The 13151-nt window shown below is 69.8% G+C and carries 13 protein-coding genes and 1 pseudogene; 7 read left to right on the top strand and 7 right to left on the bottom strand.

Features of this window, described 5'->3' with window-relative positions:
- The first annotated feature begins 78 nt into the window (after positions 1-78).
- Complete coding sequence (gene phoU, locus ABT127_RS26865) at positions 79-783, top strand: phosphate signaling complex protein PhoU (protein ID WP_351455016.1); 705 nt, start codon at positions 79-81, stop codon at positions 781-783.
- Between the two features lie 73 nt (positions 784-856).
- On the opposite strand, the gene ABT127_RS26870 is transcribed toward phoU, so the two are convergent.
- Positions 857-1021: a hypothetical protein gene (locus ABT127_RS26870; RefSeq protein WP_351455019.1), complete on the bottom strand. Its 165-nt coding sequence runs from the start codon at positions 1019-1021 to the stop codon at positions 857-859.
- 115 nt (positions 1022-1136) lie between these two features.
- On the opposite strand from ABT127_RS26870, the gene ABT127_RS26875 reads away from it, so the two are divergent.
- Positions 1137-1664 carry a chloramphenicol phosphotransferase CPT family protein gene (locus ABT127_RS26875; RefSeq protein ID WP_351455021.1) on the top strand — a complete coding sequence of 176 codons (528 nt, stop codon included), beginning with the start codon at positions 1137-1139 and terminating at the stop codon, positions 1662-1664.
- 20 nt (positions 1665-1684) lie between these two features.
- Here ABT127_RS26875 and ABT127_RS26880 read toward each other — a convergent pair whose 3' ends face one another.
- On the bottom strand, positions 1685-2206 hold the full coding sequence (locus tag ABT127_RS26880; RefSeq protein WP_351455023.1) for a hypothetical protein: 522 nt from the start codon (positions 2204-2206) through the stop codon (positions 1685-1687).
- Between the two features lie 87 nt (positions 2207-2293).
- Between ABT127_RS26880 and ABT127_RS26885 the strand changes: the two genes are divergently transcribed.
- Positions 2294-2713, top strand: coding sequence for a YunG family protein (locus tag ABT127_RS26885; RefSeq protein WP_351455025.1), 420 nt, complete (start codon positions 2294-2296; stop codon positions 2711-2713).
- 1 nt (position 2714) lies between these two features.
- Here the strand turns inward: ABT127_RS26885 and ABT127_RS26890 are convergent, their stop codons facing one another.
- Positions 2715-3311 (bottom strand): TetR/AcrR family transcriptional regulator, encoded by a 597-nt coding sequence (locus ABT127_RS26890; RefSeq protein ID WP_351455028.1) that lies wholly within the window; start codon positions 3309-3311, stop codon positions 2715-2717.
- A gap of 110 nt (positions 3312-3421) precedes the next feature.
- Here ABT127_RS26890 and ABT127_RS26895 point away from each other — a divergent pair, with 110 nt between their 5' ends.
- Positions 3422-4192, top strand: a complete 771-nt coding sequence (locus ABT127_RS26895; protein WP_351455030.1) for an SDR family NAD(P)-dependent oxidoreductase — start codon at positions 3422-3424, stop codon at positions 4190-4192.
- 47 nt (positions 4193-4239) lie between these two features.
- Here the strand turns inward: ABT127_RS26895 and ABT127_RS26900 are convergent, their stop codons facing one another.
- Complete coding sequence (locus tag ABT127_RS26900; RefSeq protein WP_351455033.1) at positions 4240-6840, bottom strand: serine/threonine-protein kinase; 2601 nt, start codon at positions 6838-6840, stop codon at positions 4240-4242.
- 409 nt (positions 6841-7249) lie between these two features.
- On the bottom strand, positions 7250-7483 hold the full coding sequence (locus tag ABT127_RS26905; RefSeq protein ID WP_351455036.1) for a YozE family protein: 234 nt from the start codon (positions 7481-7483) through the stop codon (positions 7250-7252).
- A gap of 342 nt (positions 7484-7825) precedes the next feature.
- On the opposite strand from ABT127_RS26905, the gene ABT127_RS26910 reads away from it, so the two are divergent.
- On the top strand, positions 7826-8440 hold the full coding sequence (locus ABT127_RS26910) for a hypothetical protein (protein WP_351455039.1): 615 nt from the start codon (positions 7826-7828) through the stop codon (positions 8438-8440).
- Between the two features lie 96 nt (positions 8441-8536).
- Here ABT127_RS26910 and ABT127_RS26915 read toward each other — a convergent pair whose 3' ends face one another.
- Positions 8537-9283, bottom strand: a complete 747-nt coding sequence (locus ABT127_RS26915; protein WP_351455042.1) for an SDR family NAD(P)-dependent oxidoreductase — start codon at positions 9281-9283, stop codon at positions 8537-8539.
- A gap of 518 nt (positions 9284-9801) precedes the next feature.
- Between ABT127_RS26915 and ABT127_RS26920 the strand changes: the two are divergent.
- A pseudogene (locus ABT127_RS26920) lies at positions 9802-10881 on the top strand (tyrosine-type recombinase/integrase); the annotation flags it as partial.
- 78 nt (positions 10882-10959) lie between these two features.
- On the opposite strand, the gene ABT127_RS26925 reads toward ABT127_RS26920, so the two are convergent.
- Complete coding sequence (locus ABT127_RS26925; RefSeq protein WP_351455044.1) at positions 10960-11721, bottom strand: phosphoglyceromutase; 762 nt, start codon at positions 11719-11721, stop codon at positions 10960-10962.
- A 135-nt stretch (positions 11722-11856) separates the two neighbouring features.
- On the opposite strand from ABT127_RS26925, the gene ABT127_RS26930 reads away from it, so the two are divergent.
- Complete coding sequence (locus tag ABT127_RS26930; RefSeq protein ID WP_351455047.1) at positions 11857-13122, top strand: MDR family MFS transporter; 1266 nt, start codon at positions 11857-11859, stop codon at positions 13120-13122.
- Positions 13123-13151 lie beyond the last annotated feature (29 nt).

Here is a 13151-nt window from a genome sequence, read left to right on the forward strand (position 1 = left end):
ACGCGTACGGCACGGAACGTGGGAGCGTGGGGCCGACCCGGTCCCCACGGACATCATCCTTGAGAGAGGGCACGTCGAATGCGTGACGCGTACCACGAGGAACTTGACTCGATCGGCGAGGGCCTGGTCGAGATGGCCCGCCTTGTCGGGTCGGCGATCGGGCGCGCCACCACGGCCATGCTCGACGCCGATCTGAAGCTGGCCGAGACCGTGATCGCCGCAGACCAGAAGGTGGACGATCTCCAGCACGAGCTGGAGGCGCGGGCCATAGCCCTGCTGGCGCGGCAGCAGCCGGTGGCCACCGACCTGCGGATCGTGGTGACCTCGCTGCGGATGAGCGCCGACCTGGAGCGCAGCGGCGACCTGGCCCAGCACGTCGCCAAGCTGGCCCGGCTGCGCTTCCCGGAGCGGGCCGTCCCGCACGACCTGCACGCGACCATCCTGGAGATGGGCCAGCTCGCGCAGCGCCTGATGGCGAAGGCCGCCGAGGTGATCATCACCAAGGACGTCGATCTGGCGATGCAGCTGGAGCAGGACGACGACGAGATGGACCTGCTGCACCGCACGCTCTTCCAGCACCTGCTGGACGACAAGTGGCAGCACGGCATCGAGACGGCGGTCGACGTGACGCTGCTCGGCCGGTACTACGAGCGGTACGCCGACCACGCCGTGGCCGTCGCGAAGCGCGTCGTCTACCTGGTGACGGGCGAGCACGCGGACGACGTGCAGGCGGCGGGCGCGACGCCGGCGCCGGTGTCGCCGTCCTCGGGCGAGGACGCCTGACCGGTACGCGCGCGAGGGCCCGCACCCGTCGGATTCGACGGGTGCGGGCCCTCGCCCTGTCGGCGGTCAGCGGTCAGCCGCAGCAGCCGCCGCACTGGCACGGGGCGCCGGACTGGCAGCCGCAGCCGCAGCCGGACCCGCAGCCGCACGCCCCGAGGAGCACCAGCTGCGGACCGGGACGGCTCACTTCGACGAGCGCTTCGGGGGTCTGGTCGGGCCTGGGGGACTCAGCGGCCATGGTTCCCTCCTCGATGGACGTGCGCGGACCTCCGCACGGAGACCTCCCTCATTGCATGCCCATCCCGGCGGGCGCATCAACGGCGCACACGCGCGCGAGTGTCTACGGTGGTGCGATGACCGATGTGATCGTGCTCAACGGCGGCTCCAGCTCGGGCAAGACCAGCATCGCGCGCTCCCTCCAGCAGGTGCTGCCCGGCATCTGGCTGACCCTGGGCACCGACACGTTCGTGGACGCGCTGCCCGCGGCGGACGCGGGCATCGAGTTCGCCGCGGACGGCACGGTCACCGTCGGCCCCGAGTTCCGCACGGTGGAGGCCGCGTGGATCGCCGGTGTCGCGGCGATGGCGGCGGCCGGGGCGCGGATCGTCGTGGACGAGGTGTTCCTCGGTGGCGCGGCCTCGCAGGCCCGCTGGCGCACGGCCCTCGCCGCGCACGCCCTGGACGTCCTCTGGGTCGGCGTGCGCTGCGCCCCGGAGGTGGCGGCCCGGCGGGAGTCGGCCCGGGCCGACCGGATCACGGGGATGGCGGCGAAGCAGGCCGAGATGGTGCACGTGGGGGTGGCGTACGACGTGGTGGTGGACACGGGGTCGAGGGGCGCGGAGGTCTGCGCCCGGGAGATCGCGGGCCACGTTCTCGGCTGACGGGACCCGGGGCGCACCCCTCAGGGGCGCGGGGAACGGCGCGCCAGGCCACGACGGGCCCCGGACCCGCCGGACGTCGTCGGACGCCGCCTCGCCCGAAGCGCCCGTCGCCCGGCATCCGCACTCGCGCCCAGGGCGAGCCCGAAGAGCGCGAGCCCCACGAAGACGGTCGGGTTCACCCACCCGGGGACGAGTTCGGTGCCCTCCCCCGCCGAGGTGACGCACTGGGAACTGACGGGCAGCGCCGCCCGCGTGACCACATGATCGCCCGGCACTCCGTGCGCGGCGCACATCTGGTCCGGATCCAGGATGTAGAAGCCGGACATGAGCCCCCACGCGTAAGCGCCGAGCACCGCCGACCCCGCCATGACCAGCACCAGCACACAGGTCCTGCCGCTCGGCGGATGCCACCGCAGCGTGCCGACGCGCAGCCGGTGGTACCCGCGCCGGGCGAGCGCGGCACCGGCCCCCGCCACCAGGAACGGCGTCACGAACGGGGCAAGGACCAGCACGACGAACGAGAACCTCAGCACACTGTCCACGCGAGTCGGACTCCGTGGAGACGTGAAGGGTTGCCCGCGGCGGGCGTACCGGGCCCGTTGTCAGTGCCGGGTGCCACAGTGGCGGGCATGACGAACGCTGCCACGACGCCCCTGCTGCTGACCGACATCGAGCGTGCTGTGCGCGCCAGTTGGGACGCCGAGACCTGTCCGCCCGAGTCCCGCGCGCGCTGGACGGGGGACAACCCCGCGCGGGACCAGTGCGGGGTGACCGCGCTGGTGCTCAACGATCTGCTCGGCGGTGACCTGCTGCGCGGCGAGGTGCACGTGGACGGCGTGCGGGTCGACTACCACTGGTGGAACAGACTGGGTGACGGGCTCGAAGTCGACCTCACCCGGGAGCAGTTCGCCCCGCACGAGATCGTCACGCCGGGGACGGTGATCCCCCGCCCGCCCACCGCGGAGCTGCGCAGACTCCGGGAGGAGTACGAGCTGCTGCGCGAGCGCGTCCTCGACCGGCTCGGCGCTGTTCCGGCAGCGCCGGCGTAGGTCAGTCCTGGCCGCGCAGATACGCGATACCGGTGTCGAGCGCGGCCCTGAGGTGGGCGGAGTCGCCGGTGGACATCATGATCGTGACGCCTCCCTGGATCCCGGCGAGCAGCGCCCCGGCGGTGCGGTCGGCGTCGAGGGAGGCTCGCACCAGACCGCCGGCCTGCACCGCGCGGACGCCACGGGCCAGCTCCGCCTGCCACTGGCGCATCAGCTCCGTGATGATCGCCCGCGCGCCCGGACTCGACCGCCCGACCTGGAGGAACAGCGCGCCCAGCGGGCAGTGGTCGCCCTGGAGTTCGTAGCGCTCCACCACCACGTCCCGCCACCGCTGCCAGGACTCCCACGAGTCGAGGCGGCCCAGATGCGGCTGCTGGTCCTCGATCACCCGGTCCGCCTCGAACCGGGCCACGGCGAGCAGCAGTTCGTCCTTGCCGCCGGGGAAGTAGTGGAAGAGCTGGCTCTTGCTCGTACCGGTACGGGCGCGGATGTCGTCGAGCGTCGTGACGGAGACGCCCTGGTCTCGCAGCACCTCCGCCGCGCCCTCGACGATCCGCGCCCGGGTGGCACGCCCCTTGGCGGTCAATGTCTCGCCCACGGCCGACCTCTCTCCCTGCCCGCTCCCCATTCTGGACTTGCTGGTCCATTTTATGCGGAGCACCGTGGTCGCCGTCATCACCACCGATCACGATCACCAGGGAGCGCATCATGAGTGGACGGCTGAACGGCAGGACGGCGCTGGTCACGGGTTCGACGAGCAACATCGGCCGGGCCATCGCCGAGGTGTTCGCGGCCGAGGGAGCCCACGTCGTCGTCTCCGGGCGGAGCGTGGACCGGGGTGCCGCCGTCGTCGACGGCATCCGAGCGGCGGGCGGCCGGGCCGACTTCGTGGCGGCGGACCTCGACGGCTCGCCGGAGGCCTCCCGCGACCTGGCCACCCGGGCCGCCGCGGCCCTGGGCGGCCGCATCGACATCCTGGTCAACAACGCCGGCGTCTACCCGGCACCCGGCACGGCCGACACCACCGAGGAGACCTTCGACCGGCTCTACGGGGTGAACGTGAAGGCCCCCTTCTTCCTGACCGCCACCGTGGCCCCCGCCATGGCGGCCGCGGGTGGCGGCACGATCATCAACCTCGGCTCGTGGATCACGCGCCTCGCCGTCCCGCTCGGCGCTCTCTACAGCTCCACGAAGGGCGCGATGGAGACCCTGACCCGGGCCTGGTCCGCCGAGTTCGGCCCGCAGGGCGTCCGCGTCAACGCGGTCTCCCCCGGCGTCGTCCTCCCGCCGTCCCCCGAGGGCACCGACCCGCACCCCGGTGAGGCGATGATGCACGGCACCCCGGCGGGCACCGTCGGCACCCCCGACGCCATCGCCCACGCGGCCCTCTGGCTGGCGAGCGACGAGGCGTCCTTCGTACACGGCACGGTGGTGGACGTGGATGGGGGCCGGACCGGGGTGGCGGTGATTGCGGCGTAGCCCGTCAGCCCTCCAGCCGCACCGGTATCGGGACCGCGCAGGACTCCTCAGTTCGAGGGCCACTGCGCGGGGCCACGGACCGTGAGGGGCGTCAGCAGTCGCGGCTCCTGCCGGGCTTCTGGTGTGGCTTCCAGAGCCTGGAGGAACTGGGCCGGTTCCTGGAAGCGGTGGGAGGGGTCGCGCGCGAGACAGGTCCACAGGACGGCGTTCAGGGCGGGAGAGACCGGAAGGTCCACCACGGCGACGGGGTCCCGGAGGATCGCGATGACGACGTCGAAGGGAGTGTCCCCCTCGTAGAGGCGACGGCCGACGACGCATTGGTAGAGCACCGCGCCGAGCGCGTAGATGTCCGACCGGATGTCCGCGACGTGGTTGCCCTGCACCTGCTCGGGAGCCATGTAGGGGATCGTGCCCATGACGGCTCCCGCGTTGGTGATACTGAGACTCGTCTCCACCGGACGCATCAGACCGAGGTCGACGACGACGGGACCCCGCCCCGGAGTCACGACGATGTTGGCCGGTTTGAGGTCGATGCGGGACAGGCCCAGGGAATGCAGATAGTCCAGTGCCTGGCCGAGCGTCCGTCCGAGGCCGGCCACGTCCGGTGGTGGCAACGTCCGGTGCTGGACGAGCAGTTCATCGAGCGAGGGCCCCTCGGTCAGCTCCATGATCAGAGCGGGGACCGGCAGTCGGTCGAAGGCTTCGATCACGCGCAGGACGTTGGGGTGCCGTATGCGCGTACCGATCTCCCCTTCGCGCCGGAAGCGGGCCCGGAACGCGGGATCCTCCGCCAGCCCGTGGTGCAGCAGCTTGATCGCCACCCCTTCACCCGTGCGCAGGTCGACGCCGCGGTACACGGCCCCCATGCCACCGGCTCCGATGAGTTCACGCACCTCGTACCGGTCGCCGAGCCGCGTGATCGCGGGGAACGGGGTCGCCGGGACCGCAGTCGCGGCGGGTTCCGGCTCCGAGCCGTCACGCGGCCGGACGATGACGGTCCGGGAGCTGTCCCACCGCCCCGGACCGGGGGTGGGCATGCCATGCTCGGCGCGCTCGTCCTCGTTGCGCCGGGCGAACCCGGCGACTCTGCGGGAATAGGCGTCCGTCAGCCGGTAGTAGGTCAGGCCGGCGCTCGCCGGGTTCCCGAACTGCGTCACATCGACGCGGCCCGGATCGCTGACCACCTCGATGACGCCACTGCGCTCCAGATGCCCCAGGAACCGCTCGGCAGAGGGCCCGTCGAGCAACAGCATGGGGTCCAGTTGACCGTCGACCATGATCTCCTGGGCCGAGAAGGCTCGGCCGCGGCTGCGCAGCACCCAGTCGGCCAAGTGATAGGCACCCAGCCGCAACCGGTCCCTGTCGATGGGAACGAAGACCGCCGAGGAGAATTCGTCCAGCACGCCGTCGCGCGACAGGATCTCGTCCAACTGGGCGTAGAAAAGGACTCGTTGCCACTCTTCGCCTCCGACATGCACGGACGCGCGCTCCGACGCGTCCCACATGACCATGGAGTTGAACTCCTGGAGCAGTCTGCGGGGAACACCCCGTGACTTGAACCGCAAATGGGCGACCAATGGCGACAGTTGGAGAGATTCACCTTCCGGCCTGCCGAAGTCGACCGTGTTTCGCGTGCCGACCCCGGTGGCGGGCAGGCGCAGCGGAGGTAATCCCAGCTCCATCCGTGCCCGGGCGACCGACTCGTGCACGAGCCGCTCCGGCGCGGTCCACAGACACGGCACGTACATACGCCATGCGAAGACGCTCTCGTACAGGCCGGTCCCTCGATCCGCGTCCGACACGGCTCGGTCGTGGAGATCGGGTCCCGCGATCAGGATGAAATGGGCACCACGGGTCGAGAACACGTTCTTCAGGGAGCCGAGCAGCTTTTCGAGATCGGCGATGGCACCCGGCTCGTTGTCCGTGAGCTTGTCGAGTTCGTCGAGCACGATGACCGGATGCACGCTCAGCCGCGGCGCTCTCCTTCTCCATGTGCGGTTTCGGCGGGAAGGGTGCTCGGGCCGACCGCTGAGCAGCTGGACGATGCGCACCAGATCGTGCTCGACATCGGTCTCCGAGTAGGCGAGAAAGGCCGCTTCGGTCGTCCGCGACCTGCTCTTCTTGCCGCCCACGCTCAAGGTCGGCGGCGCCATGCCGAGCAGGCCGCTCTGCAGCTTCATACCGGCCGTCGCATTGCGCTCACTGGTCTCGGACTGGGTCTGGGTGAACGACAAGGAGGTACGGGTGTAGGCGAGCAGCAGGGAGTCGCGCACTTCTGGGGAAAGGTGCTGGAACAGGCCCTGGTCGTCGAGGGCCTCGAAGATGCGCCGGACGACAGCGAAGAGGAGCTGGTCCGGCTCCATCTTGCGCGCGACGCTCACATGCACCCTCAGCAAGACGCGGCGGTCGGCTCCACTCCGTGCGGGGCCGCCCCTGTCGAAGTCCGCCGCCGCCTTTTCCAGAGCGCGCAGCACCAGAGTCGTCTTGCCCACCCCACGGAATCCGGTGACGAGGAACGTCCCTCCGTGCGAGTGCATGAGCCGCTCGCACAACAACTCCATGAGGTCTTCGTGACCGAGCACGGGGATGGACGCGTCACCGACGGGCAGCGGCTCGTGTATGTAGTGGAACTCCCGGTGCAGCGGCACGTGAAGCACAATTCCCCCTGGCCCGACGCATTTCCTGCGATGCCGTCGGCGTGACGCCATCCCAGAAGCAACTCCCCGCACCGCACCGTGACACCGGCGGTGCCCCCTCCCCGCAATGCCCCCATGCTATGACCGCGGCGCCGGGCGCGCCCCGGTGAACAGCCCCGCGAGCGACGGATTCCCCGGGACAGCAATAAGCCCCCGGCCGGCGGACGAACCGCGGGCAGGGGGCTCAGAGCGTCGGGCCTACTTCTTCTTGCCCTGGGTTTCGACCGCCCGTTTTTCGGGCCTGATCAGCGGGGTGCAGACCTCAACTGACCTGCGGGTGAGCGATCCTTGACCGTCGTTGTTGGTGGTTGCCGGTAGTCCCCGGAGGTTCCACAGAGGTTCCCGATCTGGGGCACGCGGCTCAGGTGTCGCCTTGGGTCGCACGGTACGCCTCGTACTGATCCCATGCCCGATCGAGCGTGTCGACGGCGGCCGTGACGGCGCCGCGCGCCTCAAGGTACTCACGCTGTCCCTGGCGGCCCTTCCGCGAGGGCCAGTCGGAAGCAGCGGACGCATCCCGGGCAAGGTCTCCGATGGCGCCCCTCTCGTTGCTGTGGGTCTTCAACCACGCAGTGAAGCTCTTCGGCTTGGGCATGCCCGCATCCTTCCGCCACCACATCCGAGCTAATCCAACACTGGTTCCTCAGTGGGCAGTTGGTGTCAGACTGGCTTAATCCGTATCGGGGAGGGCGGGCTGATGGCAAAGCGCAGAGGGGTGCAGCCGCGGGGCTATCACGGGCGCTGGGTTGCCCGGCCGCGACGCAAGGCGAGTAACGCACAGTGGATCTTTGCGCTCGTAGTCGCCGTGGTCGTGGTGATCCTGGTCAACGTGCTGTAGACCGGGGCACAGCCGTAGTCCCCTCATTGATGCGCGGGAGGTTACGGCCGCCGCTCACTCCTAACGTGTCGCAGGACTTGAGCACCTACACTCCGGCCCATGCAGGGATGGCAGTTCTGGTGGGGTATCACAGCGTTCTTCCTAGGCGGCTTGGCGACACAACTGACCGGATGGCTCACGTACCGCCGCCAGCAGAAAGACAAGGCCGTCGAGGCGAAGAAGGTACTACTCCAACGACGCGAAGAGTTCGAGCTCCGACACCTGGTCGAGGTCAACCAACTGTTGCGGGCACTGGGTAGAAGCGTTGATGACTACGCGGCCGCTCGATGTTCATATCCTGGTCCAACCGGCGGTGAAGAGGCGGTCCGGGGCCAGGAAGACGCCGCATACCTGGCCGCGCGTGAAGCCGACGCCGAGTTGTCCGCGCAGGTGGGGTTCATCCTGGACGATGATGTGCGCTCCTGCGTCAGTGAAGCTCGCAGAGTCAGCTGGGACCGGCTAGCGGTGATGTTGGAGGCGCCCCGATCCGCCTCATTTGCCGACGTGTTCCTCGGGGGCGCGGACATCGCAGGCCCGTACACGCTCCTTCTCGAAATGGCCGATGCGTCAAGCGCAGCCTATGAATCGATCTCCGCACGCGTGCGAGCGCTGTATGCCGGAGGCGAAGGGCAGAGCTCCCTAGCGCAGAGAAGCCGGCAGGCGGCTACTGGCTAGTGGCAACTTGTCACTAGCCAGTAGGCGAGCGCTCCACCGGCCGATACGACCAACGCGAGCACCCCGCCTTGCCACTAGGGCCTGTCTCCCAGATCCCTAGCGCCCCATCAGCTCCCCGCCATTGACCTGCACGATCTGCCCGGTGACATGGCCGCTGCCCGGTGACGCCAGCCACAGCACGGTGGCGGCGATGTCGCCAGGCGTACCGGCCCGCCCGGTCACCGTCGCGCCGACCCGGCGCCGGTACTCCTTCTCGGGCATGGACGGACCGAAGAACTCGGTGTCCTCGATGTAGCCGGGCGCGACGGCGTTCACGGTGATGCCGCGCGGCCCGAGTGCCTTGGCGAGGTCGTACGTGTACGGGTGCAGAGCCGCCTTGGCGCCGCCGTAGGCGCCGGTGCCCGAACCGCGCAGGGCGGCGATGGAGGACAGGAAAACGATCCGGCCGCCGGGCGCGGCAATGTGCTCGCGCAGCGCTTCGGTCAGCAGCACCGCAGTGAGCGTATTCATACGGAAGTTGGCGTTCCAGTCATGGGCGACCGCATCCAGTGGATCGTCCCCGCCCTGGGCCTCGACCATCCGCGCGCCGATGCCCCCGGCGCTGTGCACCAGCACGTCGACGGCCCCGCCGAACGCGTCGACCGCGAACTCGGCGGCGCTACGCGCCCCTTGAACGGTGCTCAAGTCGGCGGCGTACGTCAGGGCCCCGGGCACCGCGGCCTTCTCCAGGACCTCGGCCCGCCGCCCGAGCAGAAGCACCCGGTCTCCTTCCGCGGCGAAGGCGCGAGCCGCCGCGAGCCCGATTCCCGTACCGCCACCGGTGACTATCACGTTGCGTGTCATGTGCAGGAGCCTAGAACCTGTCTCTCAGATCCCTCCGTCAGCCCGGAGGACGGGCCCTTCAGCGTCTGGTGCGTGCTTTCAGGGGTCCCGCCCGAAGGCTGGGGGAGTGCCGGGTGCAATGCCTCGTACTGGACGTACTTGGCCTTACGTCCGGTGCGGCGAGAGTACGTGTCAGGCGTCCCGGGGCAGGAGAGATCTGGGAGACAGGCCCTAGGCAGTAGGCAGTGGCCCTTAGAGCCGTCGCGCTTGTCGTGTCACTTGTCGCTTGTCTTGTCGTCTTGCTTGTCTTGTCGCTTGTCGCCTCCCAGGTCACGAGTCATTCGAGACCTGGGAGGCGACACTCCTGGAGTGGTCGAGGGTGCCACGCGACAAGCGACAAGCGCCCCTCTCTCAAGTGGAGGAGAGATCGGGACGGAGCGGCCTGCGGCCGCACAACCTTTGGAGGCTCGCTGCGCTCGCAACCCCCGTCGTGCTCCTCTTGGAAGGCCGGTTGAGACTCGCACGGCCTTCAAAGAGGCGGACAGAAGCGGCACGCCGAGCAGTGGTTGAGCGCCATCACGGCCGACGTCGCCCGCGGCGACTTCATCGACCCGAAGGCGTCGCGTACGACGTTCCAGGAGTTCGCGGAAAAGTGGCTCGCGAGCCAGAGCGGCGACCCCAACACCCGCGCGTCAATGGATTCTCAGCTCACTCTGCACGCCTTCCCGCGTATCGGCTCGCGTCAGCTCGGATCGTTGCAGCCGAGCCACATTCGCGAGTTCGTGACGCAACTCGAAGAGAGCGGCATGTCCGGCTCGTACGCCCGCGTCATCTTCTCCAACGTCCGCGCCGTGCTCTCCGCCGCCGTGGAGGATGGGTGCCTGCGCCGGAACCCCTGCCACTCCCGCACGGTGGTCCCGCCGGCCATGGGTACCCGACGCGTAGTCCCCTGGGAGCCGCAGCGCGTCTTCGACGTACGCGCCGCCATGGTCGAGCGCTTCCGGCCCATGGTCGACGTGGGCGCGGGATGCGGTCTGCGGCAAGGCGAGATCCTCGGCCTGTGCGTCGAGGACGTCGACTTCGACAGCGGCACCCTGCACGTGGTGCAGCAACTCAAGCTGAGCCTGAGCAAGGCTGTGTTCGCTCCCCCGAAGGGCGGCAAGCTCCGTGACGTACCGCTCCCCGATCCCGTCGCGGAGGCGCTACAGGAGCACATGGAGAAGTTCCCGCCCGTGGAGATCACGCTCCCGTGGATGCGAGGGAACGGCCAGCCGGTAACCCGGCGCCTGCTCTTCACGGGGCCGAACGGCGGGCACGTCTGGCGCACGTCGCTGAACGAAGACCACTGGAAGCCCTCCCTCGCGAGGGCAGGCGTTATCCCGAAGGCCAAGAGCCGCGAGCACGCCGCCGCCCGCGAGCACGGCATGCACGCCCTGCGGCACTTCTACGCGTCGGTGCTCCTGGACGCCGGCGAGAGCATCAAGGCTCTCGCGGAGTACCTCGGGCACTCCGATCCGGGACTGACTCTGAAGGTGTACGCCCACCTCATGCCGAGCAGTCGCGAGCGGGCCCGGAAGGCTCTCGGGCAGGCTCTCCGGCCGCAAAGCTCCGGGGCCTGAGGGCCCAGAGAGGGCCCAGGCCGCGAAAATGCCCCTGAGTCGCACCATCTGCGCAGCTCAGGGGCATGATCACAAAAGCTACTTCTTCTTGCCCTGGTTCTTCACAGCCTCGATCGCCGCCGCGGCCGCGTCCGGGTCCAGGTACGTGCCGCCCGGCTTCACCGGCTTGAAGTCGGCGTCGAGCTCGTAGGCCAGCGGGATGCCCGTCGGGATGTTCAGGCCCGCGATGTCGGCGTCCGAGATGCCGTCCAGGTGCTTCACCAGGGCGCGCAGCGAGTTGCCGTGGGCCGCGACCAGGACCGTCTTGCCGGTCAGGAGGTCGGGGACGATGCCGTCGAACCAGTACGGGAGCATGCGGACGACGACGTCCTTCAGGCACTCCGTCTGCGGGCGCAGCTCGGGCGGGAGCGTCGCGTAGCGCGGGTCGGAGAACTGGGAGTACTCGGCGTCGCGGTCGAGCGGCGGCGGCGGGGTGTCGTACGAGCGGCGCCACAGCATGAACTGCTCCTCGCCGAACTCGGCGAGGGTCTGCGCCTTGTCCTTGCCCTGGAGGGCGCCGTAGTGGCGCTCGTTCAGGCGCCACGAACGGTGGACGGGGATCCAGTGGCGGTCCGCGGACTCCAGCGCCAGCTGGGCCGTGCGGATCGCGCGCTTCTGGAGCGAGGTGTGGACCACGTCGGGGAGCAGGCCGACGTCCTTGAGCAGCTCACCGCCGCGGACCGCCTCCTTCTCGCCCTTCTCGTTCAGGTTGACGTCCACCCATCCGGTGAACAGGTTCTTCGCGTTCCACTCGCTCTCGCCGTGGCGGAGGAGGATCAGCTTGTACGGTGCGTCGGCCATGGGGCCGAGCCTAATCGACACCCGTGACGCGCGCCGATTGACGGTCCCCGTCAATTGAGTGGCCATGGAAGCTACCCGGGTCGTAAGTTGTGTAAACCTTCATCACCACTTACTTCTGCCCCGGGGGATGCACCCATGTCAGTCGCCGCGCTCAGACGTGCCTCCAGGGAGGCGGTCGCCGGGCTCCCCCGCGAGTTCTGGTGGCTGTGGACCAGCACCCTCGTGAACCGGCTCGGCGGCTTCGTCCTCACCTTCCTCGCCCTGTACCTGACCGCCGCGCGCGGGTTCTCGGCCGCGTACGCCGGTCTGGTCGCCTCGCTCATCGGGGCCGGCGGGGTCATCGCCTCCGTGCTGGGCGGCGTGCTCGCCGACCGGCTCGGGCGGCGCCCCACCCTGCTCACCGCCCAGCTCGCGACCGCCGCGACCGTCGCCGTCCTGGCCTTCGTGCGCGACCCGGTCTCCATCGCCGTCACCGGCTTCGCGCTCGGCCTCGCCTCGAACGCCTCGCGGCCCGCGATCCAGGCGATGATGGCCGACATCGTCCGCCCGGAGGACCGGGTGCGGGCCTTCTCCCTCAACTACTGGGCGATCAACCTGGGCTTCGCGATCTCGTCCGTGTACGCGGGCTTCCTCGTCGCCCAGAGCTACACCCTCGGCTTCCTCGTCGAGGCCGCCATGACGCTGGCCTGCGCCTGCGTCGTCTTCGTGAAGGTGAAGGAGTCGCGCCCCGAGCCGGGCCCGCGGATCTCCGCGGCGCCCGCGGTCACCATGGGCACGGTGCTGCGCGACGGACGTTTCATGGTCATGGTGGGGCTGTCGTTCCTGGTCGCGGTCGTCTTCACGCAGAGCTCGGTCGGACTGCCGATCGTGATGGGCGAGAACGGGTTCAGCAGCTCCGACGTCGGGCTCGTCGCCGCCGTGAACGGCCTCGTCATCGTCGCCCTGCAGATCCCGCTGACCCGGTTCATCCAGCACCGCGACCCGGGCCGGCTGCTGGCGGTCTCCTCGCTCCTCATCGGCTACGGCTTCGCGCTCACCGCCTTCGCCGGGTCGCTGGCCGCGTACGCGCTCACCGTCGTGGTGTGGACGCTGGGCGAGATGGTGAACGCCCCCACCCAGTCGGGGCTCGTGGCCCGGCTCGCGCCCGCCGAGGGACGCGGCCGCTACCAGGGCGTCTACACGATGTCCTGGTCCGCCGCCGCGCTCGTCGCGCCGCTGGCCGGCGGCTGGGTGCTCGACTCCGCCGGTGCGGGCTGGCTGTGGGCGGGCTGCGCCGCGCTCGGCACCCTCACCGCGGGCGGGTACTGGGCGCTGATGCGCGGGCTGCACGCGGAGGGTTCCGTCCAGCAGATCTCCCCGGCGGCGGAGTCGGCCGCCGCCCCCGAGAACGCCCCTGCGTGAAGCGGCACTTGTTCGGGTACGTACCCGAA

The organism is Streptomyces sp. NPDC001904 (assembly GCF_040297005.1).
Taxonomy (GTDB): domain Bacteria; phylum Actinomycetota; class Actinomycetes; order Streptomycetales; family Streptomycetaceae; genus Streptomyces.

Coding starts and splice junctions, on each gene's coding strand:
- ABT127_RS26925 (WP_351455044.1), bottom strand. CDS start 11,721: ATGGCCGACGCACCGTACAAGCTGATCCTCCTCCGCCACGGCGAGAGC.
- ABT127_RS26915 (WP_351455042.1), bottom strand. CDS start 9,283: ATGACACGCAACGTGATAGTCACCGGTGGCGGTACGGGAATCGGGCTC.
- phoU (WP_351455016.1), top strand. CDS start 79: ATGCGTGACGCGTACCACGAGGAACTTGACTCGATCGGCGAGGGCCTG.
- ABT127_RS26910 (WP_351455039.1), top strand. CDS start 7,826: ATGCAGGGATGGCAGTTCTGGTGGGGTATCACAGCGTTCTTCCTAGGC.
- ABT127_RS26870 (WP_351455019.1), bottom strand. CDS start 1,021: ATGGCCGCTGAGTCCCCCAGGCCCGACCAGACCCCCGAAGCGCTCGTC.
- ABT127_RS26875 (WP_351455021.1), top strand. CDS start 1,137: ATGACCGATGTGATCGTGCTCAACGGCGGCTCCAGCTCGGGCAAGACC.
- ABT127_RS26885 (WP_351455025.1), top strand. CDS start 2,294: ATGACGAACGCTGCCACGACGCCCCTGCTGCTGACCGACATCGAGCGT.
- ABT127_RS26930 (WP_351455047.1), top strand. CDS start 11,857: ATGTCAGTCGCCGCGCTCAGACGTGCCTCCAGGGAGGCGGTCGCCGGG.
- ABT127_RS26895 (WP_351455030.1), top strand. CDS start 3,422: ATGAGTGGACGGCTGAACGGCAGGACGGCGCTGGTCACGGGTTCGACG.
- ABT127_RS26905 (WP_351455036.1), bottom strand. CDS start 7,483: ATGCCCAAGCCGAAGAGCTTCACTGCGTGGTTGAAGACCCACAGCAAC.